At 41.4% G+C, this 22701-nt stretch carries 17 protein-coding genes and 1 pseudogene; 4 read left to right on the forward strand and 14 right to left on the reverse strand.

Features of this window, described 5'->3' with window-relative positions:
- Positions 1–194: 194 nt before the first annotated feature.
- Both HGD76_RS03750 and HGD76_RS03755 read left to right on the forward strand, forming a co-directional pair.
- Positions 195–956: a Uma2 family endonuclease gene (locus HGD76_RS03750; RefSeq protein ID WP_168695006.1), complete on the forward strand. Its 762-nt coding sequence runs from the start codon at positions 195–197 to the stop codon at positions 954–956.
- Positions 957–1389: 433 nt separating this feature from the next.
- A pseudogene (locus tag HGD76_RS03755) lies at positions 1390–1551 on the forward strand (Uma2 family endonuclease); the annotation flags it as partial.
- Between the two features lie 48 nt (positions 1552–1599).
- On the opposite strand, the gene rbp reads toward HGD76_RS03755, so the two are convergent.
- The 12 genes from rbp to HGD76_RS03815 all read right to left on the reverse strand — a co-directional run bounded on the left by rbp (position 1600) and on the right by HGD76_RS03815 (position 13653).
- The gene (gene rbp / locus HGD76_RS03760; protein WP_148763577.1) at positions 1600–1929 is read right to left on the reverse strand and encodes an RNA-binding regulator; all 330 of its coding nucleotides are present in this window, start codon (positions 1927–1929) and stop codon (positions 1600–1602) included.
- A 366-nt stretch (positions 1930–2295) separates the two neighbouring features.
- Complete coding sequence (locus HGD76_RS03765) at positions 2296–4365, reverse strand: hybrid sensor histidine kinase/response regulator (protein ID WP_168695007.1); 2070 nt, start codon at positions 4363–4365, stop codon at positions 2296–2298.
- A 240-nt stretch (positions 4366–4605) separates the two neighbouring features.
- On the reverse strand, positions 4606–6675 hold the full coding sequence (locus HGD76_RS03770; protein WP_168695008.1) for a prolyl oligopeptidase family serine peptidase: 2070 nt from the start codon (positions 6673–6675) through the stop codon (positions 4606–4608).
- Positions 6676–6788: 113 nt separating this feature from the next.
- Positions 6789–7439 (reverse strand): LON peptidase substrate-binding domain-containing protein, encoded by a 651-nt coding sequence (locus HGD76_RS03775; RefSeq protein WP_168695009.1) that lies wholly within the window; start codon positions 7437–7439, stop codon positions 6789–6791.
- A 225-nt stretch (positions 7440–7664) separates the two neighbouring features.
- Positions 7665–7817, reverse strand: a complete 153-nt coding sequence (locus HGD76_RS03780; RefSeq protein ID WP_233467030.1) for a hypothetical protein — start codon at positions 7815–7817, stop codon at positions 7665–7667.
- Positions 7801–8118 (reverse strand): 30S ribosomal protein S10, encoded by a 318-nt coding sequence (gene rpsJ, locus HGD76_RS03785; RefSeq protein WP_015078100.1) that lies wholly within the window; start codon positions 8116–8118, stop codon positions 7801–7803. Before rpsJ ends, HGD76_RS03780 begins: the two co-directional genes overlap by 17 nt.
- Positions 8119–8282: 164 nt before the next feature.
- Positions 8283–9512: an elongation factor Tu gene (tuf, locus tag HGD76_RS03790; protein ID WP_168695010.1), complete on the reverse strand. Its 1230-nt coding sequence runs from the start codon at positions 9510–9512 to the stop codon at positions 8283–8285.
- A 22-nt stretch (positions 9513–9534) separates the two neighbouring features.
- Positions 9535–11613 (reverse strand): elongation factor G, encoded by a 2079-nt coding sequence (fusA, locus tag HGD76_RS03795; RefSeq protein WP_148763567.1) that lies wholly within the window; start codon positions 11611–11613, stop codon positions 9535–9537.
- Positions 11614–11791: 178 nt separating this feature from the next.
- Entirely contained in the window at positions 11792–12262 is a 471-nt protein-coding gene (gene rpsG, locus HGD76_RS03800; protein WP_015078103.1) for a 30S ribosomal protein S7, read from the reverse strand.
- 381 nt (positions 12263–12643) lie between these two features.
- Entirely contained in the window at positions 12644–13027 is a 384-nt protein-coding gene (gene rpsL, locus HGD76_RS03805) for a 30S ribosomal protein S12 (protein WP_015078104.1), read from the reverse strand.
- 76 nt (positions 13028–13103) lie between these two features.
- Positions 13104–13355 carry a hypothetical protein gene (locus HGD76_RS03810; RefSeq protein ID WP_168695011.1) on the reverse strand — a complete coding sequence of 84 codons (252 nt, stop codon included), beginning with the start codon at positions 13353–13355 and terminating at the stop codon, positions 13104–13106.
- Positions 13327–13653 (reverse strand): HesB/IscA family protein, encoded by a 327-nt coding sequence (locus HGD76_RS03815; RefSeq protein WP_168695012.1) that lies wholly within the window; start codon positions 13651–13653, stop codon positions 13327–13329. The genes HGD76_RS03810 and HGD76_RS03815 overlap by 29 nt, the downstream gene beginning before the upstream one ends.
- An 84-nt stretch (positions 13654–13737) precedes the next feature.
- Between HGD76_RS03815 and HGD76_RS03820 the strand changes: the two genes are divergently transcribed.
- On the forward strand, positions 13738–13881 hold the full coding sequence (locus HGD76_RS03820; protein ID WP_158310545.1) for a hypothetical protein: 144 nt from the start codon (positions 13738–13740) through the stop codon (positions 13879–13881).
- Between the two features lie 112 nt (positions 13882–13993).
- Here the strand turns inward: HGD76_RS03820 and HGD76_RS03825 are convergent, their stop codons facing one another.
- Positions 13994–14410, reverse strand: a complete 417-nt coding sequence (locus tag HGD76_RS03825; protein ID WP_168695013.1) for a phosphomannose isomerase type II C-terminal cupin domain — start codon at positions 14408–14410, stop codon at positions 13994–13996.
- Between the two features lie 227 nt (positions 14411–14637).
- The gene (locus tag HGD76_RS03830; protein WP_168695014.1) at positions 14638–16488 is read right to left on the reverse strand and encodes a phosphodiester glycosidase family protein; all 1851 of its coding nucleotides are present in this window, start codon (positions 16486–16488) and stop codon (positions 14638–14640) included.
- 1135 nt (positions 16489–17623) lie between these two features.
- Between HGD76_RS03830 and gltB the strand changes: the two genes are divergently transcribed.
- Positions 17624–22321 (forward strand): glutamate synthase large subunit, encoded by a 4698-nt coding sequence (gltB, locus tag HGD76_RS03835; RefSeq protein WP_168695015.1) that lies wholly within the window; start codon positions 17624–17626, stop codon positions 22319–22321.
- The last annotated feature ends 380 nt before the right edge of the window (positions 22322–22701 follow it).

Below are 22701 nucleotides of genomic sequence, written 5' to 3' on the forward strand. Positions count from 1 at the left end.
TACCAGGAGGCTCTGCCTCCAATCCCAGAATACAAGTATAGTTTTTTGAGAACTACAAAATTATTAAAGTGTGTAAATCTAGTTCTCAAGCAATAAAGTTAGATTTGTAGGTTGGGTTGAAGCATGAAACCCAACAAAGCAGAAAATGGACAAGGTATTGATAGTGAAGTTGACATTTCTTTTTTGCAGCCGTTATGTATCAAACAGACCCACCGCGTTCTGCTCAGGAATTCCTACCGACAATGTATGATTTACCTAGCGAAGACCCAGAGGAACCCGGTTTGCCAGACGAATTTCATCTTTTACAACCCCAGTTATTACGGGAAACTTTTTGTCCGGCAAAGTTCCCGGAAAATCAGGTATTTATCGCCACAGACTTAAATCTTTACTATGATGTTCATCATCCATTATGGTATAAACGCCCTGACTGGTTTGCGGTAGTTGATGTCCCCAGGTTGTATGCACAAAAAGAACTGCGACTGAGTTATGTAGTTTGGCAAGAAGGCGTTAATCCTTTTGTCGTGGTAGAATTTATTTCACCAGGAACAGAAAAAGAAGATTTAGGGAGAACCTTACGAGATGCTAGTCAACCTCCAACTAAGTGGGAAGTTTACGAACGAGTTTTAAGAGTACCCTATTATCTGGTTTTTGACCGTTACACTGACCAGTTAAGAGCATTTCAGTTACAGGGAAGTAGTTATGCTGAATTGGAAATCAATCAACTGCGTGTATGGCTAAATGATATTGAATTAGGTTTGGGACTGTGGCAAGGTGTCTATCAAGGCATTGAACGGCAGTGGTTACGCTGGTATGATGCGTCAGGTAACTGGGTTCTCACACTGGCAGAACGGGAAAGAAAACAAGGAGAGCGAGAAAGAAGACGTGCAGAAAGATTAGCAGCACAATTACGCGCTCTTGGTGTTGAACCTGATTTTGGTGATGATGAAGAAGGCTAATTGACACTCTCAGGGAAGACAGCCACTGAGATTCTACTGACAGAATTAAATTAAGAGTTTAGCTCAATCTAATCTCGCTGCGACCGTCAAACGCCGCCTAAACGCTCAAAACAACTGCCAATCAAGGTGTCGAAATTGCGCTTACTTTTATGGTTTTCAGTGTTTTTAGAATCCATCACTAAGCCAAGACGCGGTACGCTCCACAACCTGCCATTACTCGCTCTTTCAAGTCAATACTGCCGTTAGGACTTAAACCTAACCGTTGTTTCATAGGAGCCGGAATTTCTCCGTACTAGGATGCTTCAACACGTAGATGTTTTTTGTTCTTACTCACAATTTAATTCTAACATACCACAGGGATTAAAATCCCTCGTGCCGTTTCCCTCTCAGGTCTAAAGACGCGCTCGTTTCCCACTTACCGCGAGGTCTTATGATAGATAATGGTTTGCGTTTGGGTTGGTTAATTAACCCCCAAAATCAACAAGTGGAAATCTACCGACTAGGAAAACCTGTAGAAATTGTCCAACTTCCGGCTGTACTTTCTGGAGAAGAGGTTTTACGATCAAAAAAATTACCCACCCAGCGAAGGGAATAGGTAATTTTTTCAGCATTGAATAACTAAAAGATCTTAGCTAAATTCAGCTTAATAGCGACCGCCGCCGCCACCACGGTTACCACCGCCGCCGCCGTAGCCTCCGCGACTACCACCACCACCACCAGGACCTCTATCTTCCTTGGGTTTGGCCTTGTTCACTTTCAGAAGACGACCCATCCATTCAGCACCATCAAGGGCATCAATAGCGGCCTGTTCTTCAGCTTCAGTACCCATTTCCACAAAACCGAAGCCGCGCAAGCGGCCTGTCTCACGGTCAGTAGGAAGTTGAACACGTTTTACAGCACCATAGTCTGCAAAAACAGCACTGAGAGCATCTTGTGTAACTTCGTAAGAGAGGTTACCCACGTAAATTGACATAGAATATTTCCAAAATCATAAGAATGTAGAGATTTAGATTTCGGAGAAAAGTCTGTAAATACCAAAAGGGAAAGCCTGTCAATACTAACCACAAACATTACCGCCGAATTAATTCCCACTTTCTAATGATTACACAAAAAATGATAATTGTGGAAAGAAGTTAAAAAAATGTTGTAAAAAGTCATATTTGTTGTTTATGAGCAGTCAATATTGGAAATTCCCCCCTAGTTCTCGCACTTCAGCCGCAATAATTCAATTTATATCCACTTTTGGAAGCATTAACTAATTCTTAGTTGTTCATTGACAGAAAAAATAATGCTTTGCCGGGTAATACATTTACCACCAATGAGTTTAAGTTTGATTCGGTTAAGCTAAATATCCATCTTGTGGCTGAGGATAATCAGCATTTTCTGAGTTAGCATTCATTAAAGGTAGTCTAAAGGTGAAAGTAGCTCCCTGTCCCAGACCAGGACTATCAGCTTGAATAGTGCCACCATGCAGTTCTGCTAAATTACGGGCAATTGCCAACCCCAACCCCAAGCCACCGAATTCTCTAGTAGTTGAGCTATCTTCTTGACGAAAGTAATCAAATATGTATGGTAAAAATTCTGGGCTGATTCCTTTACCTGTGTCACTGACTGTAATTTGAGCATCAAAGCCAACACACTCTAGCCTCACTTCTATTTGCCCACCATGAGGTGTAAATTTGACAGCGTTGGACAACAAATTCCACAGGATTTGTTGCAATCGGACTGGATCACCAGCAACTGGACCAATATTTGCTTCAATAATAGTTTGAATCTGAATTTTTTTAGTTTTGGGTGCTAAAAACAGTGTTTCTGAAACCGCTGAAATTATAGTAGCGAGATTAACTGAAGAAACTTTCAAAGTCCCTTTACCCTGATAAATCCTGGACATATCGAGCAAATCATTAATTAAGTAAACCTGTAATTTGGCATTACGCTCAATAATACTTAGAGCTTTATCCGTTTCTTCTGGCTTTAATTTACCTTTTTTGAGTAAACTAGCCCAACCGAGTATAGAGTTCAGTGGTGTCCGCAATTCGTGGGATACAACCGCCAAAAATTCATCTTTGATCTGGTTAGCAGCTTCTACTTGTTTGCGAGCAGCTTGTTCTTGTTTTAATATATCATTCCGCTCTTTAATTGCAGCTTGCTGTTTAGTGATGTCATGGGAGCAGCCAACTATATGAGTAATGTTGCCATGGTTGTCCCGGATGACCGAAAGCCGCAAGTTGATATAAACAATATCTCCTGATTTTGAGCGACAGGTAGCCACCTCTACCTCATGACGACCCTTTGCCAATAGGGTTGACATTATGTTTGTTTGGAGTTCAACTGGATCTAGGTAGAGAATGCTCACACTCTGCCCAATCATTTCCGCTGCTGTATACCCATAATAGTTCTCTGCACCGAGATTCCAACTTTGAATAATGCCATTGATATCAGTAGTAATGACAGCATCGTGAATTTCTTCGAGGATCTGGGCTTGAAATTTTAAAGTGGCTTCTGCTTGCTTGCATTTAGCTTCATTAAGTTTAGCTTCAGTAATATCGCGTCCCTCTGAAATCAGCATAACTACTTCACCGGCATCATTCCTTAGGGGTCCGATGGAGAAATCTATGGTGAGGATTTGATTATCTATTCCCTGTACTTCTACCTCGTAGGAAATAAATTCACCTTGGGCAGCACGAGCAATCGCGTGCTTTAACTGATCCTGAGTTGCCTGGGAAATTTGCCAACCATAAACTTCCCAAATGGGACGGTTGATCAAATCTGCCATTTGCAACCCAGTAAATTCCAAAGATGCTTGGTTGAGTTCCAATACCATCCCTTCTAGGTCAAGTAGCCCTGTAAATTGAAATTTTTGGTTGAAGATAGCGCGATATTTACTTTCACTAACTGCTAGTTCCTCAGTCAGTTTCTGTACCTTTTTCTCTAAAGAGGCATTAAGTTTTCGCAAATTTCGATATAATTCTGCTTGCTCGATGGGAATATAAAGGGTTTGCATATTCTTCATCATGCGGGTTTCCTCTAATACCTCATGAATGGCGCGGCACAACCCTTGGGGAGTGATTTTATCCTTAACAATGTAGTCCTGAACACCGTTCTCCATTGCTTGCACAGCAATTTTTTCATCTCTTATTCCTGTTAAAATAATCACTGGAATCTGTGGACTACTGAGTTGTAGCTGCAACTGGTTGAGAAATTCCAACCCATTCATATCTTGCAGTTGATAGTCTAGAAGAATTAAATCTGGCTGGCTTTCCGCTAGTTTGGTTAATCCTTCTAATCCTGATTTAGCCTCAGTTATCTCATATGTAGCCAACGTATCTTGACTTAAAAAGCGGCTATATAATACCCTATCTACTGGGGAATCTTCTAAAAACAGGATTTGGTAATGGGCTTGAGCCATAGTTTTTCTTTTCAGTGCTTTTTTGATTCATTTTGCAGTCACGAAGTAAGAGTAGCATTGAACCCAAAATTCGCGCTAGGTAAAATTTTACCAAAATATTAACTCATACTATGCACTCATATATATATATATATATATATATATATATATATATATGAGTGAAAGCATTAAAGACGCAGGTTTAAACAAGTATTGTGTGTGCAGTAACTGAAAATTATCGGAAATTTATCTACCAATAAGTTAAACATCAATCGCCAAAACGCGTACCAAAAAACCCCACTTATCTGCTGCTTCTTCAATAATTTTTGCTGTCGGTTTACCTGCACCATGTCCTGCTTTTATTTCAATTCTAATTAATACAGGTGCATTACCATTATGGGCTGCTTGTAAAGCCGCAGCAAATTTAAAACTATGGGCAGGAACAACACGATCATCATGATCTGCGGTAATAATTAAAGTTGGCGGATAAGCTATTCCCGGCTTTAAATTATGCAAAGGTGAATAAGCATACAAATTTGTAAATTCTGCCGCATTTTCTGAAGAACCATATTCAGCTACCCAAGCCCAACCAATAGTAAATTTATGGAAACGCAACATATCCATAACACCCACTGCGGGTAAGGCTGCACCAAACAAATCAGGGCGTTGAGTCATACAAGCACCCACCAATAAACCGCCGTTACTACCTCCACCAATTGCTAGTTTTGCAGGTTTAGTGTAATTATTAGCAATTAACCATTCAGCAGCAGTAATAAAATCATCAAAAACGTTTTGCTTTTGCAGTTTCATTCCTGCTTGATGCCATTCTTCCCCATATTCACCACCACCCCGCAAATTAGGAACAGCATACACTCCCCCCATTTCTAGCCATATTAATAAACTCACAGAAAAACTTGGTGTTAATGAGATATTAAAACCACCATATCCATAGAGATAAGTGGGATTATTGCCATCTAATTTAATTCCTTTTTTGTGGGTAATAAACATTGGCACTTTTGTACCATCTTTACTTTCATAAAAAACCTGTTTTGTCTCATATTCATCAGCATTTAAATCTACTTTTGGCTGCCGGAAAATTTCACTTTTACCCGTTTTCATGTCGTAATGGTAAATAGTTCCGGGAGTAGTAAAGCTGGTGAAACTATAAAATGTTTCTGTATCATGGCGTTTACCACCAAATCCACTTGCTGAACCAATTCCGGGTAATTCTACTTCTCGAATAAAATTCCCTTTGAGATCAAATATCTTGATTTGGCTATGGGCATCTTGCAGATAATCAGCCACAAATTGATTATTCAGAATACCAACACTTTCTAATGTTTCTACAGCTTGAGGAATAATTTCCTGACAATTTGCTGAAGTTGGTTTTTTAGTATCAATGGCAATAACTCTGCCTTTTGGGGCATTTAAATCTGTGCGAAAGTAGAAAATATGATCATCATTATTAATAAAGCTATAATCGGCTGCAAATTGGTTAATTAGTTCGATAATTTCAGAATTTAGATTTGTTAAATCTTGATAAAAAACTAAGTTTTTGGAGTCAGTTCCTAGCCAGATTGAAATTATCAAATATTTGCCATCTTCGGTGACGTTACCACCAAAACCCCATTCTTTTTCATCAGAACGATGATAAATTAAAATATCTTCTGATTGCTGTGTACCAAGTTTGTGATAATATAATTTTTGGTAATAATTTACATCTTCTAATTTGGTTTTTTCATTTGGTTCATCATAACGACTGTAGAAAAAACCTTGATGATCATGAGTCCAAGCAGCACCAGAAAATTTAATCCATTGTAAATGATCTTGTAAATCTTCACCTGTGGCAATATCTCTCACTTTCCATTCTTGCCAATCTGAACCAGAACTAGATAAACCATAAGCTAAAAGTTGACCATTTTCACTGATAGCAATTCCTGAAAGGGCAACTGTACCATCTTCTGAAAGTTGATTAGGGTCAAGTAATACTCTTGGTTCTGATTCTAAGGTTGGGAGAGTGTAGAGAACACTTTGATTTTGCAGTCCATCATTTTTGAAATAAAAGTAACTTTCACCTTCTTTAAAGGGAGTTCCATATTTTTCATAATCCCAAAGTTTGGTGAGACGCTGTTTTATTTTTTCCCTAGCAGGAATTTCATTTAAGTAGCTAAAAGTAACTTGATTTTGGGCTTCTACCCAAGCCTTTGTTTCTTCCGTATCCGGGTCTTCTAAGGCGCGGTAAGGGTCTGCAACCGCAGTTCCGTGATAATTATCTATTTGATCACTTTTGCTAATGGTGGGATAGGTCAGGGGTTGTTTAGAGTTAGACATAAATTCAGGATAGATGGACTGTTATCTCTATCCTATAGCAATCAATTACCAGATTCAGATCCCCGACTTCTCTAAGAAGTCGGGGATCTTTAAAGATTAAGTAACGTTTTCCTTTATTCTATTTCATTAAACGTATCTTTAAGCACAGAACGCGCTGCTAAATGATTACGAGTAGAAGTGAGAATTTCCGCTTCTCGTTCTAAACGAGCAACTGTATCCTGTATTTCTAATAATGCTTGCTGTTCGGGAGCGACACCATAGAGATTACTCGCTATCCAATAAGATAGTTCTGTGGGTAAATCTGGTAAATCATTTGGTAGTTCAATCTCTTGTTCTGTTAACTTGGCAGAAAGACGCACAACATCCCGCAATAGTTGTTCTACCTCAGATGCTAAAGGACGTAAATCTTTAGCTGGGGGTTGATCTTCAATCCATTCTACCAAACCGACGCGATAGGGCTTTTCGCGGACATATTCTAAAACCCGAAATCTTTGCTGTCCTAAAGCTAATAGCTTGATTCTGTCATCAGGTAGCCGTTGATAATGCAGAATTTCCGCACAACAACCCACATTAGCAATTGTCCCCTTTGTGGGATCAATCATCAATACCCCAAATCGGCGATCGCTCTCCAAAATCGTATTCATCATGATTCTGTAGCGAAATTCAAAGATATGTAGAGGTAATGGTCTGGTCGGAAATAGAACCACTTCGGGTAATGGGAATAGAGGTAGTTCACGCACTGCAATTTTAGAAGAAGATGTCATTGTTAGTATTGTTAGTTAAGTATAAATTGTAGTCTTAAAATATTATATTCTTCCCGACTTTCTCTGTACTTTATTCATATTTTATCATGATGTTTTATAGCTAATAAAAAGCCCTGAGATAAATTGTCTCAGAGCTAATTGTCAGTTGTTCGTTGTTTTTCCTTCACTACTGACTACTGTACGGGCGAAGCATTTGGAGAACTATTTTTGGCAATAACCGATAATTTATCTTCCAAATGCTTCGCCCCTACTAACAACTAACAACTGTACGGGCGAAGCATTTGGAGAACTATTTTTGGCAATGACCGATAATTTATCTTCCAAATGCTTCGCCCCTACTGACCACTGACAAATGACAAATTTACAATTTGACTTCAATATCTACACCAGAAGGTAAATCTAGCTTCATGAGTGCATCAATGGTTTTAGAAGAAGGCTGGTAAATGTCAATAATCCGGCGATGGGTGCGGGTTTCAAAGTGTTCGCGGGAATCTTTATCTACGTGAGGCGATCGCAGTACGCAATATATCTTGCGTTTGGTGGGTAAAGGAATTGGTCCGATAGCTGTAGCGTTGGTACGGTTAGCTGTTTCAACAATCTTCTCGCAAGATGTATCTAATAAACGGCGGTCAAATGCCTTTAAACGAATTCTAATCTTCTGCTGCTGTAGAGTTGCCATTTTTAGTTTTCCAGGTTCGGTAAATTTTAGACTTTAGATTTTAGATTTTTAGATGTTAAATTCCATCCCAAATCTGAAATTTAAAATTGTTTATGGGAATAGAAAGGAGCAGAGATTATATAATTCATCTCTACTCCTTTTGAATAAGAGCAAAAAGGTGAGTGTTATTTCAAGATTTTAGCGACAACGCCAGCACCAATAGTCCGGCCACCTTCACGAATAGCGAAGCGCATACCTTGTTCAATAGCGATCGCATTGATCAATTCTACTGTTACCTTGATGTTATCGCCAGGCATAACCATTTCCACATCTGTACCTTCCCTATCGGTAAAGGCTTTGATTGTTCCAGTTACATCAGTTGTCCGCACATAGAATTGAGGACGATAACCCGCGAAAAATGGTGTTTTCCGACCGCCTTCTTTCTCAGTTAAAACGTAAACTTCGCCTTCAAACTGAGTGTGAGGTGTAATTGAGCCTGGTTTAGCTATTACCATACCCCGCTCAATGTCTTCCTTTTTCATACCGCGTAGTAATACACCGGCATTATCACCAGCCATACCTTGATCAAGGCTCTTCTTGAACATCTCGATCCCAGTGACTGCGGTACTGCGGGTATCTCTGATGCCAATTAGCTCAACTGTATCGCCAACCTTAACGATACCGCGTTCGATCCGTCCAGTAGCCACAGTCCCACGACCTGTGATGGTGAACACATCTTCCACAGCCATCAAGAATGGTTTATCCACATCCCTTTCAGGAGTAGGAATAGAAGCATCTACAGCATCCATCAACTCATAAATTTTGTCTACCCACTCATTTTCACCGCGCTGAGTTTTGGGATTAGCAATCATTGCTTCCAGAGCTTTCAGACCCGAACCCTTGATAATGGGAATATCATCACCGGGGAAATCATAAGCGGTTAGCAATTCCCGCAATTCCATTTCTACCAATTCCATCAACTCTTCGTCGTCCATCATGTCTTGTTTGTTCAAGAACACGACCAGACTAGGAACACCGACTTGTTTTGCCAAGAGGATGTGTTCACGAGTTTGGGGCATGGGACCATCCGTAGCCGCAACTACGAGGATGCCTCCATCCATTTGCGCCGCACCAGTGATCATGTTTTTCACATAGTCAGCGTGTCCAGGACAATCTACGTGAGCATAGTGACGGCTGCCTGTCTCATACTCAACGTGAGCGGTATTGATTGTAATACCCCGAGCTTTTTCTTCTGGTGCATTATCAATTTGGTCGTAACCCTTACCCACCGCTTGACCATTAGCGGCCAAGGTCATGGTAATAGCTGCTGTTAAAGTAGTTTTGCCGTGGTCAACGTGACCAACAGTACCGATATTAACGTGAGGTTTAGTTCTTTCAAACTTTGCGCGTGCCATGAATAATCGTTTCCTTTTTTAATTAAGCGTTCCCTTTACTTTTTGAGATGATTCCCTCAGCTACGCTGCGAGGCACCTCTTCGTAGGTACTAAATTCCATCGTAAAGATACCCCGACCTTGGGTTTTCGACCGGATATCAGTGGCATAACCAAACATGGTTGCCAGTGGAACTTTCGATACCACCTTTGCCAGTCCTTGTTCAGTGCTTTGGCTTTCAATCTGTCCTCTGCGGGAGATTAAGTCACCAATCACGTTACCGATGTAGTCTTCAGGTACTTCTACTTCAACTTTCATGATCGGCTCTAAAATCACCGGAGAGGCTTTTGATGCCGCTTCTTTCATTGCCATAGAACCGGCAATTTTGAAAGCCATTTCTGAAGAGTCTACGTCGTGATAAGAACCATGTATCAAGGTAGCTTTGACATCAATGAGTGGATATCCGGCTAAAATACCAGATTCACAACATTCTTTCATGCCCTGTTCCGCAGGTCCTACGTACTCTTTGGGAACAATCCCACCGACAATTTTAGAAACAAAGACAAAACCAGTGCCTGGTTCTCCTGGTTCTAAGTTGATCACTACGTGACCGTATTGCCCCTTACCACCACTTTGGCGAATAAATTTACCATCAATTTTTTCGACGGCTTTGCGGATGGTTTCGCGGTAAGCCACTTGGGGCGCACCAACGTTTGCTTCTACTTTAAATTCCCGTAACATCCGATCTACAAGAATTTCTAGGTGCAATTCTCCCATGCCCGCAATCACGGTTTGGTTGGTTTCTGGATCAACACGCACCCGGAAGGTGGGGTCTTCTTCACTCAAAGATTGCAGTGCTTTGGAAAGCTTATCCATGTCGTTCTTGGTTTTGGGTTCAACCGCTACCGAGATCACAGGTTCAGGAATAAACAGGGATTCCAGAATTACTGGGAAACCTTCATCACAAAGGGTATCACCTGTCAATGTGTCTTTCAATCCCAAAGCAGCACCTAAATCACCCGCCCGTAGTTCATCTACGTCTTGTCGGTCATCTGCTTTCATCAGCACTAACCGAGAGATCCGTTCTTTTTTATTCTTGCTGACGTTAAGAACGTAACTACCTTTCTTCAGTACACCAGAATAAACACGAACGAAGGTGAGGCGACCGTAAGGATCAGCCATAATCTTAAATGCCAACGCTGATAATGGTTCGTTATCATCAGCATGACGTTCTACGGGATCACCGTTGAGCAGTGTGCCTTGAATTGGTGGCACTTCCAGTGGTGATGGTAGATAATCTATCACCGCATCCAACATCAATTGCACGCCTTTGTTCTTAAAGGCTGAACCGCAAAGCACTGGGACTATTGTTCCAGCAATTGTTCCTTTGCGGAGGGCAGTACAGATTTCTGCTTCTGTCAGTTCTTCGCCCTCGAAGTACTTATTCATCAGCACATCACTAGTTTCTGATACTGCTTCTACCAACTTGATGCGGTATTCGGCGGCTTTTTCGGCTAGTTCAGCGGGAATTTCTACTGTTTGGATATCAGTTCCTTGGTCGTTTGTGTACATATATGCACACATTTTCACCAAGTCAATAATCCCCTTAAATTCAGTTTCACTACCGATAGGCAGTTGAATAGCGATCGCATTAGCTCGCAAGCGATCGACCATTTGGTCATGCACTCTATAGAAGTTCGCACCGGTGCGATCCATCTTGTTAATAAAGGCAATGCGAGGGACTTTATAGCGGTCTGCTTGTCGCCATACTGTTTCTGATTGGGGTTGAACACCACCTACGGAACAAAATACAGCGATTACACCATCTAATACTCGCATGGAACGCTCAACTTCAATGGTGAAGTCCACGTGACCGGGAGTATCAATAATGTTAATTTGATGATCATTCCAACTGGTACTAATGGCAGCAGCAGTGATGGTAATTCCCCGCTCCCGTTCTTGTTCCATCCAGTCTGTAACGGCTGTTCCTTCGTGAACTTCGCCAATTTTATGAATGATCCCAGAGTAAAATAATATTCTCTCTGTTGTCGTTGTTTTGCCCGCATCTATATGCGCCGCAATACCGATATTGCGTACTTTCTCTAGCGGGTTCGTGCGTGCCACAGTTACCTCCTAACGTTGTCGCCTCATGATATCTCGTATATTACTCTTTGTTAAGATTCTATACTTTTACGGAAAACCGTCTTTTTTTGTTAGCCTAGCTAGGCAGTTGCCTTTTTGGGCATTAGCTATAAATTCTACGATATACCGCACACGAGAAGACGATATATCGTTTTTCTAGTTAGTAACGATAATGTGCAAACGCTTTGTTCGCTTCCGCCATCCGATGTGTTTCTTCGCGCTTACGAATAGCACTACCAGTTTCATTCGCTGCATCCATTAATTCATTAGCCAATCTTCCGGCCATGGTTCTACCTGGACGTTGGCGAGAATACTGAACTAACCACCGCAATGCTAGGGTAGTACCGCGATCTGTACGCACTTCCATTGGTACTTGGTAAGTTGCTCCACCAACGCGGCGAGCTTTAACTTCTACTAATGGTGTCGCATTACGCACCGCTTTTTCAAAAGTTTCTAATGGACTTCCACCAGTACGTTCTTCAATAGTTTTCAAAGCGTCATAAACTATTCTTGCGGCAATTGATTTTTTGCCATGACGCATGATCCGGCGCATCATCATGCTGATAAGGCGACTATTATACACTGAGTCAGGCGGGACTGTGCGCCTTTGACTAACACCACGACGAGACATACTTCATCCTTGAATACGGAATTTGACCACGAAATTATATGCTATCAGAACACAGGAGACTAAGAGCGGTTTATTTAGCCGCTGATTTTCCCTGTGTTTTCCTTTATGGCTTGAGCCATGCTATCGCTATCAGTTGAGAGGAGGCTGAATTAATTCACTTATTATCTGCTACCAGACACAGAAGACGACAACGTAATCAACTTTAAAATTTAGATTAAAGTGCTGTTATCGTTGACAAGATTATTTTCTCCAAACTCATACAACTTGTTTTTATGCCAGATCCAGTTTGATTTTCTGAAAAAAAATTCGTTACTGCTGGTTTATTACGCAGTTTGCAGGGAGGACGATTAACCGTATTTAACGCGATTAACCGCCGCTTACCTATTTTTTACCTGCTTTTGGGAGCTTAGTTCCATATTTGGAACGGCCTTGTTTGCGGTCTTTAACTCCGGCTGTATCTAATGTGCCACGAATAATGTGGTATCTAACTCCGGGCAAGTCTTTGACCCGACCACCACGAATCATAACTACGGAATGTTCTTGTAAGTTATGACCGATACCTGGGATGTAAGCTGTTACTTCAAATCCAGAGGTAAGTCTTACCCTGGCTACCTTGCGGAGTGCTGAGTTAGGCTTTTTAGGTGTAGTTGTGTATACTCTGGTGCAAACGCCTCGCCGTTGCGGGCATTGCTTCAGAGCAGGGGACTTGGTTTTCTGACGCGCTAGTTCGCGCTCACTACGTATTAGCTGCTGTATTGTTGGCATGAGTTACAGCGCGTGAAGCTGCTTTATGATCTAAGTTTTAACAAATCCTGATTATATCTTTTTTTTTGATTTTCTGTCAATCATTTTTGGGAGGGAACAGGGAAGTTGGGGGAGTAGAGGAAGTTGGGGAAGTTGGGGAAGTTGGGGAAGTTGGGGGAGTAGAGGAAGTTGGGGAAGTTGGGGAAGTTGGGGGGGAGAAAGAATTTTCCCAATGACCAATGACCAATGACCAATGACCAATGACCAATGACCAATGACCAATGACCAATGACCAATGACCAATGACCAATGACCAATGACTACTGACTAATAGAGAAAGAATTGCCACAGTTACAGGTGGATGTTGCTTGGGGATTATGAAAGCGAAAACCGCCACCTGTCAAATCTTCTGAATAATCTAGTGATAACCCAGTGATGTAATTTAGGCTTTCTGGGTCTATAACTACGCGAATATCATCCAACGCTAAAACCCGATCTTGAAATTGGACTGTGGTATCAAAAGCCAGATCGTAAAACCAATCAGCACAACCTCCAGATTTGACTCGCAAGCGAAATAAGGTATCTGATGGTTGTTTAGATTTTAAGCGCCCGATTTCATTAATGGCTGTTGGACTGAAATGAATCATGGAATTTTCTTATTAGTCAGTTGTTAGTAGGGGCGAAGCATTTGCAAGATAAATTATCGGTCATTGCCAAAAATAGTTCTTCAAATGCTTCGCCCGTACAGTTGTCAGTTGTTAGTAGGGGCGAAGCATTTGGAAGATAAATTATCGGTCATTGCCAAAAATAGTTCTCCAAATGCTTCGCCCGTACAGTTGTCAGTTGTCAGTAGGGGCGAAGCATTTGGAAGATAAATTATCGGTCATAAATTATCGGTCATTGCCAAAAATAGTTCTCCAAATGCTTCGCCCGTACAGTGGTCAGTTGTAAAAGAATATTTCTCTCCCCTGCCCCCTGCTCCCCTGCCTACTTTTCCAAACGGGCATAATCATCTTGATAGCGAATAATATCATCTTCTCCGAGATATTCGCCATTTTGGACTTCAATTAAAACCAAGGGAATCACACCGGGATTTTCTAACCGATGAGTTGTACATTGGGGAACATAAGTAGATTGATTATTGCTTAGTAAAATTTCTTGATCACCACAAACTACCTTAGCTGTACCGGAAACAACAATCCAGTGTTCACTGCGGTGGTGGTGCATTTGTAAACTGAGGCGATGTCCGGGCTTGACTTCAATTCGCTTAATTTTATATCCACGCCCTTCTTCCAAGACTGTGAACGAACCCCACGGACGTAATTCACCAGCAGCAATACTTCTAGAATTAATTGTTGGTTGCAGAGTGAGAGTATTTGGGGCAGTTTCTGATAATTTAGCCATAGTTACCTCAGTTGGAGACATAACAAACCTGTTTTTAGTGGGAACAGTTGATGGAAAAGGGGGCCAGATTTAGCCACTTTGATAAAGATAGCAAAACTCACCATTGACTGGTAAAGTCCCTTGCTTAAAGTAATATGTCCACACAAAGTCTTCATCAAAAAATAATCTCTTTTGTTGGTGGTCAGTTGTCAGTTGTCAGTGGTTAGTGGTCAGTTGTTAAAAATTCTCTATTGCCTCTTTGGTGATATAAAAAGCCCAATCCCATTGTGAACACGGGCTGCTGTATTGGGGGAACGGTCAAGTAACTGACCGCCTAAATAAAGACTGGTAGAACTACCACCATCTAAATTTAAAGCATTGATACAACCCATTGTTTGCATTAATTTTGCCTGTTCCTCCAAGGTTGGACCACCACCACCAGCCCGATTATGTACAGCAGCAATCATCAGATTACCTCTGGAAGTAGTACAAATACTGCTACGAACTGCTTGACCTTTCATAAAAGCAGGGCTGAATGTTTCTGCTGGTCCGTCCAGGACTATTTGCCGATTTTGGACTAATAGGGGACCTGCGCCAATAATGTGGGGGTAGCGACTAAATTCAGGTGTGGTGGTGTTGCTGGTAAGGGAAACTTTTGTCCCCATGGGTAATTGTGGTGTCTGATTGCGGAAGATGAGGAGATAACCATTTTGGGGAATGGGAATAGCAGTTATACCACTTTTATCACCTGCTAACTGATTAATTACTTGATTGTTTTCGACAACTACGATAATTTCATTATCAGCTAAAGGTGTATAAGTATTTCCCCATACTGGAGTATAACGAGCAATACCGCGTTGGACATAGCCAGTATTAAGTAAGGAAATGGGTAAACGTTGATTATTGTTGGTAATTAGGGTTTCTGTGAGGGTGAGGCGACCAAAATAAAATTGTCCGTTATTATTCCAAGCGATCGCTCCTCGGTTAAGAATTGGACCGGATATCCACTGATTATCTCGCCGAATTGCGCCTAAAGGTAATTTATTATTACGGTTAAAATAACCACCATTAACTGCGGCTACTGCTAAGTAATTTTGAGCAGTTTGGATTAAAGGGGCTGTACCAGTTAATGTTTGCGGATTAGTAATTATAGGCTTAATACTTAATCCCACAGACCGAGGGTTAATATCTAACCAAACCACAGGAAAGCGATCTGTTCCTAAAGTTACCAACTGCTGTCGCCATTGTAATCCCTGCGCCCAAGCAATAGTTTTTTCCACCATGGCATCAGGTTGAATATCAATAACTAAGCGATTGGGTTGGGGAATAGTGCTAACTTGTAGAGACTGACCAAAGGGAATACTAAGACGGAGAATTGTTTGATTATTAACCACTTCCACTTTTTGAATTATTGATACGGAAATGGGTGGTGTAGTGGGTTGAGAGTTATAGCGTTGTATTAAAGTCGGATCAGCAATACCATCTAGGGTAAGCGTCCATTCTCTGTTGGGTGGTGTGGTAGATTTAGAGATAATCTCATCAGGATCTACTACTTTTTTAACTGGTAATTCTTGTCGAATTTGCCAAGGGGTCGCTATATCTAAATCGAGGACAACTCTATCTCCTTTTGGTTGTTTACCCAGACGAATGTTTTTCAGTTGAGAAGGGGGAGTAGAAATTACCAAAGTGTTACCATTAGCTTGAATTTGCCATTTAGCTGTTTGGGCTAATTGAGTAATATCTAAATAACGATATCCTCCGCTAAGATTCGTGTTAAAAATGAGGGGATTTGTCAAGCCAGAAAACCACTGTACTGGTTGTTTGCCAGGATTACTGCTATTGAGTAAATCTATCCCTATTAATTGCTTAACTGCACCATCACTTAGATAAGTTTGTCCTTTAATGGTGGTTGCTGTTGGTTGTAACCATGCTCCTGGTAAAATCCGTCCATTGAGAATAATTTGATTACCAGCACTAACGGAAGTGGGAACGGGAGTTAGTAAACTAGGAGTATCTTGAGCAAATGCCCCATAAGTAGGAGTCAAACACAGTGCTGTTGACAGTAGCGGTAATACAGAATTTAGGATTTTCAAGATCATTGACTGGGTATTTTTAAAAGTTATCAATCAAAACCCAGCCTAGCGAAAATTTATCAGAAAATTTAAAAAATAATTACCTTTTTTAGAAATATTCGTGATATTATTTATCTTGGGTCTGTGTCTCTTATTCAGAGTAGCAGGCAGTTACTATGCTAAAAATACTAGCTGCAATTGTCTTAAATAATACAAATTAATTGGAGCCTGCTATGATACTGTTGGGGGTTAAAGGTGAAATTCGGACACCCTATCCTCATCTCTAAAATTTTAGGTTTTGGGGTTTGAATCTAAAATCTCAAGTTCCTGTGGTTGGTCATGAATAAACAGCCAGAATACAGGGAAAAATAGATATGTTTTAGGAATTGTCAAATGGGCATATAGTGAAAATAGGCTAATTTTTGGGAGCTATCAGTAATCAGCAAAGAACAAGAATAGCTTGCATGGTGTAAGCCGTGAGCAAAAAAACTGCAAACTTCAAAACCGTTGGATTTACAGGTCTTTCTGGATTAGGGTAGTTTGTTTATATAGTGCATTGACACTCTCAGCGGCTAAAGTCAGTGAGATTCTTAGTTCACCGAAACCACTTAATTTAGATTCCTTGCGGTTTCTAAACCAGAGGTGGGGTCTCACCAAGTAGAGCAACCGCCGTTTAATTGTCAAGGTATGGTGTCTGCGATTTAGGCAGCAATTGGGTTTTTAGACAGGTTGATTACCCTTCCTGTATCAATACTTGTCGGTTAAGGAAATGTAGGTTGGGTTGAGCGACAGCGAAACCAAACAAAATCCTTGATAAGGTTGGGTTGAGGAACGAAACCCGACCTACCATATAATGACTTTTCATGCTTAACCGAGTAGTATTGCTTCCTGTATAGGTAATATTATCCATAAAATGCTAAATTATGACAAGAGAAAATAGAAATTGAGTAAGAATTGATGACGGGGATTAAAATTACCGAGTATTCTTGTAAACAAACAAAAAATAAATAGGTATTGATAACACAGCTTTAGTTAAACGTCAAGCTAAAATTGTTATCTCTAAACTTTGGTAATTATGTATTTTTATCCAGTGCCAAAACTGAGAAAATTTCCCTTTAGCAGTAATAACAACATCTGTACCTCAACATTTCAGGAATAGAGTATGAATCATCAACCATCGAATCAGGGTCAGCAAATTACAGTGTCAGATACTAATTTTCCAGATACATATCCAGGACAAAAGTGGTTAGTAGAAGAAAGGGATGCTTGTGGAGTCGGGTTTATTACCCATCGTCAAAATATTGCCAGTCATGAAATTTTGGATCAAGCCTTAACTGCTTTAACTTGCTTAGAACATAGAGGGGGTTGTAGTGCTGACCAAGATTCTGGAGATGGTGCGGGGATATTAACAGCGATTCCTTGGGAATTATTGGCACAAGACAAGAATCATGGCATTGATTTTGCCAAGCTGAGTAATATGGCTGTGGGGATGATATTTTTTCCCCAAGACGCAACAGCCGCAAAAGCTGCTAAGGCTGCATTTGCACAAATAGCAGCAGAGGAGAGATTAACTATACTGGGCTGGCGAGTAGTTCCGGTGCGTCCAGAAGTATTAGGGATGCAAGCAAAAGAAAATCAACCCCAAATAGAACAGGTGATCATTTATTGTGCTGATAAAAGCGGTGATGAACTAGAAAGAGAATTGTATATTGCCAGTAAACGCATTATGCAAGCGGGAAGAAGAATTTCTGAGGATTTCTACATCTGTTCCTTGTCTAGCCGGACAATTGTTTATAAAGGCATGGTGCGTTCCGCTGTCTTGGGGGATTTTTACGAAGATCTCAAAAATCCGGCTTTTAAAGTGGCATTTGCGGTATATCATCGCCGATTTAGTACCAATACCATGCCTAAATGGCCTTTAGCCCAACCCATGCGGCTATTAGGTCACAATGGAGAAATTAATACCCTATTGGGGAATATTAATTGGATGATGGCACGGGAAGCTACCCTTAGTCATCCGATTTGGGAAGATAGGTTTGACGAACTCAAGCCATTGGTAAACGTTAATAATAGCGATTCCGCTACTTTAGACAATGTACTAGAGTTATTGGTGCGTTCGGGACGCAGCCCCTTAGAAGGGTTAATGATGATGGTTCCTGAAGCGTACAAAAATCAACCTTCCTTGGCTGAATATCCCGAAATTGTGGATTTTTATGAATATTACAGCGGGTTGCAAGAATCATGGGATGGACCTGCACTGTTAGTATTTAGTGATGGTAAAAAAGTTGGGGCGACATTAGACCGCAATGGTTTAAGACCTGCACGTTATGTCATTACCAAAGATGATTATATCGTTGTTGCGTCCGAAGCTGGAGTTGTAGATTTCCCGGAAGAGAATATTCTCGAAAAAGGTAGACTTGGACCTGGACAAATGATTGCGGTGGATTTAAATACCCAGGAAATTCTCAAGAACTGGGAAATTAAACAACGCATTGCTAAACAGCATCCCTATGGGGAATGGTTGCAACAGCATCGCCAAGAATTGAGTAAATTAGTGAAGGGTCAGTCTGTAGTTAATGGCAATGGTAACGGTAATGGCAATGGTAATGGGCATTTGTCAACGAACAACGAACAACTGACCACTGACAAAATTGATCCCCAAGTTTTATTACAACAGCAAATTGCCTTTGGCTACACCATAGAAGATGTGGAAATGGTGATTCACCCCATGGCCAGCACTGGTGCAGAAGCAACTTTCTGTATGGGAGATGATATTCCTTTAGCGGTATTGTCAGAAAAATCCCATTTGCTGTATGACTATTTTAAACAGCGATTTGCTCAAGTTACCAATCCAGCAATTGACCCTTTACGGGAAAAGTTGGTGATGTCTCTGACGGTGGAATTGGGTGAAAAGGGGAATTTATTAGAACCCAAGCCAGAATACGCCCGCAGACTCAAGTTGGAGTCTCCTGTACTGACTCAAACAGAGCTGGAAGCTATTAAGTTGTCAGGATTTGCAACGGCTGAATTGTCAACTTTATTCCCCATAGCCACAGGCCCAAATGGTTTAAAAACGGCTGTGGAATCTTTGCAAAAACAAGCTGCGGAATCGGTGCGGGCTGGTGCGAAGATGCTCATATTAAGCGATCGCATAGGTACAGGCTTGGCTGCTGAATATACCTATATTCCCCCTTTATTAGCCATTGGTGCGGTTCATCATCACTTAATCCGTGAAGGGTTACGGATGAAAACATCCTTAATTGTGGATACAGCCCAATGTTGGAGTACCCATCACTTTGCTTGTTTGTTGGGTTATGGTGCGGGTGCAGTTTGTCCCTATATGGCTTTAGATACTGTAACTGCTTGGTGGCATGAACCTAAAACTCAGCAGTTTATGACTAGGGGCAAAATTGCCACTTTGACTTTAAACCAAGCCAGAGAAAATTATCGCAAAGCTATAGAATCGGGTTTGCTGAAAATCCTTTCTAAGATGGGAATTTCCCTACTTTCCAGTTATCAAGCAGCGCAAATATTTGAAGCGATTGGGATTGGTGGTGATTTGTTGGCTTTGGGTTTCCGAGGAACAACTTCCCGCATTGGTGGTTTAAGTGTGAGTGAGTTGGCACAAGAGGTGCTATCTTTCCACAGTAAGGCTTTCCCAGAATTGACGGCGAAGAAGTTGGAAAATTTAGGTTTTGTGCAATACCGTCCCGGTGGTGAATACCACATGAATAGCCCAGAATTGGCTAAGTCGCTGCATAAGGCTGTCAATGGTAAGCAGTATGACCATTATGAGGTTTATAAACAACATCTGCAAAATCGTCCGGTGACGGCGTTGCGTGATTTGCTAGACTTCCACAGCGAGCGCTCATCAATTCCAATAGAAGAGGTAGAATCAGTTAGTAATATTGTTAAACGTTTCTGTACCGGGGGAATGTCTTTAGGGGCGTTATCACGAGAAGCACATGAAACTTTAGCGATCGCCATGAATCGCATTGGTGGTAAATCTAATTCTGGTGAAGGTGGAGAAGATCCGGTTCGTTACAATGTTTTAAATGATGTGGATAGGGCTGGTAAATCTGCGACGCTTCCTCATCTCAATGGATTAAAAAATGGTGACACGGCTGCAAGTGCCATTAGACAAATTGCATCGGGACGGTTCGGCGTTACTCCCCAATACTTAGCTACAGCCCAACAATTAGAAATCAAAATTGCCCAAGGTGCAAAACCAGGAGAAGGTGGACAGTTACCAGGACCCAAGGTAAGCCCCTATATTGCCATGTTGCGCCGTTCTAAGCCCGGTGTAACTTTGATTTCTCCACCACCACACCATGATATTTATTCCATTGAAGACTTAGCCCAGTTGATTTTTGACTTGCACCAAATTAACCCGAAAGCCCAAGTTTCGGTGAAATTGGTCGCAGAAATTGGAATTGGGACAATTGCGGCAGGTGTGGCTAAAGCTAACGCCGATATTATCCAAATTTCCGGTCATGATGGTGGTACTGGTGCATCACCGCTTTCTTCGATTAAACACGCAGGTAGTCCCTGGGAATTGGGTTTAACAGAAGTACATCGGGTCTTGATGGAAAATAGGTTGCGCGATCGCGTCATCTTGCGTGTAGATGGTGGTCTGAAAAGCGGCTGGGATGTCCTGATTGGGGCGTTAATGGGGGCGGAGGAGTTTGGGTTTGGTTCGATAGCCATGATTGCGGAAGGCTGCATTATGGCGCGGATTTGCCATACTAATAATTGTCCTGTGGGGATAGCTTCTCAGAAGGAAGAATTGCGGAAACGGTTTACCGGCATTCCTGAACACGTTGTGAATTTCTTCTACTTTATTGCGGAAGAGGTGCGTAGTCTGTTGGCTAAATTGGGATATCGTTCTTTATCAGAAGTAATTGGTCGCGCTGATTTGTTAACGGTGCGTTCTGAAGTCAAACTGAATAAAACCCAAGCTTTGAATTTGGATTGTTTAACTAAACTACCAGACACAAAAACTAATCGTAGTTGGTTAGTACATGAAGAAGTTCACAGCAATGGACCAGTGTTGGATGATCAGTTACTAGCAGATGCAGATATTCAAACGGCAATTAAGAGAAATGGCACAGTTAGTAAAACCGTTACCGTCGTCAATACCGATAGAACCGTCGGTACAAGGTTAACGGGAGCGATCGCATCTCGACATGGTGACAACGGCTTTACAGGGCAAATAAACCTGAATTTCCACGGTAGTGTGGGGCAAAGCTTCGGCGCATTTAACCTCGATGGTGTGATTCTCAACCTGGTAGGGGAAGCTAACGACTATGTAGGGAAGGGAATGAACGGTGGGGAAATTATTATTCAGCCCCCAGCAAATGCCACTTATGACCCAGCAGAAAACGTGATTGTGGGGAATACCTGCCTTTATGGGGCGACAGGTGGGGCGTTATTTGCCAATGGTTTAGCTGGAGAACGGTTTGCGGTGCGGAACTCTAAAGGTACAGCCGTGATTGAAGGGGCTGGTGATCATTGCTGCGAGTATATGACTGGTGGTGTGATTGTTGTTCTGGGTAAGGTTGGCCGCAACGTGGGTGCAGGAATGACCGGCGGTTTAGCTTATTTCCTTGATGAAGTCGGTAATTTCCCTGATTTTGTCAATCATGCCATTGTCAAGGTGCAACGAGTTGTAAGTGATGTGGGCAGACAACAATTGTATGATCTCATTAAAACTCACGAGCGTCGCACTGGTTCACCTAAAGCCCAGGAAATTATCGCCAATTGGGCAGAATATTTACCTAAGTTCTGGCAATTAGTACCACCTTCTGAAGCTGATAGTCCCGAAGCAAAAACTGAGGAAAAACAGTTAAGTTCTGTGTAATTTGTCTGAATCAGGATTTACAAGATTTGAGGATTTGCAGGATTGAATTAATTAAATACTTTGTTTGTATTTATTCTGTTCATCCTTGAATCCTTTTTTTTGTCTGAATCAGGATTTACAGGATTTGAGGATTTACAGGATTTAATTAAATACTTTGTTTGTCTTCATTCTGTTTATCCTTTCATCTTTTTTGTCTGAACCAGGATTTAGAGGATTTTAGGATTTACAGGATTTAATTAACAACTAGTGCAGAACGGCGTAAATAAGCAAACCATTCTCAATTTATTTATAAGGGTTTTGCGGATTTTACGAACAAAAAAGTGCAAGGGTTCTTTTTAGGAACTACGGTCGGTCAGAAACGGTAAGTTCTACCGAGATTG

The sequence above is a fragment of the Dolichospermum flos-aquae CCAP 1403/13F genome (assembly GCF_012516395.1).
GTDB lineage: Bacteria > Cyanobacteriota > Cyanobacteriia > Cyanobacteriales > Nostocaceae > Dolichospermum > Dolichospermum lemmermannii.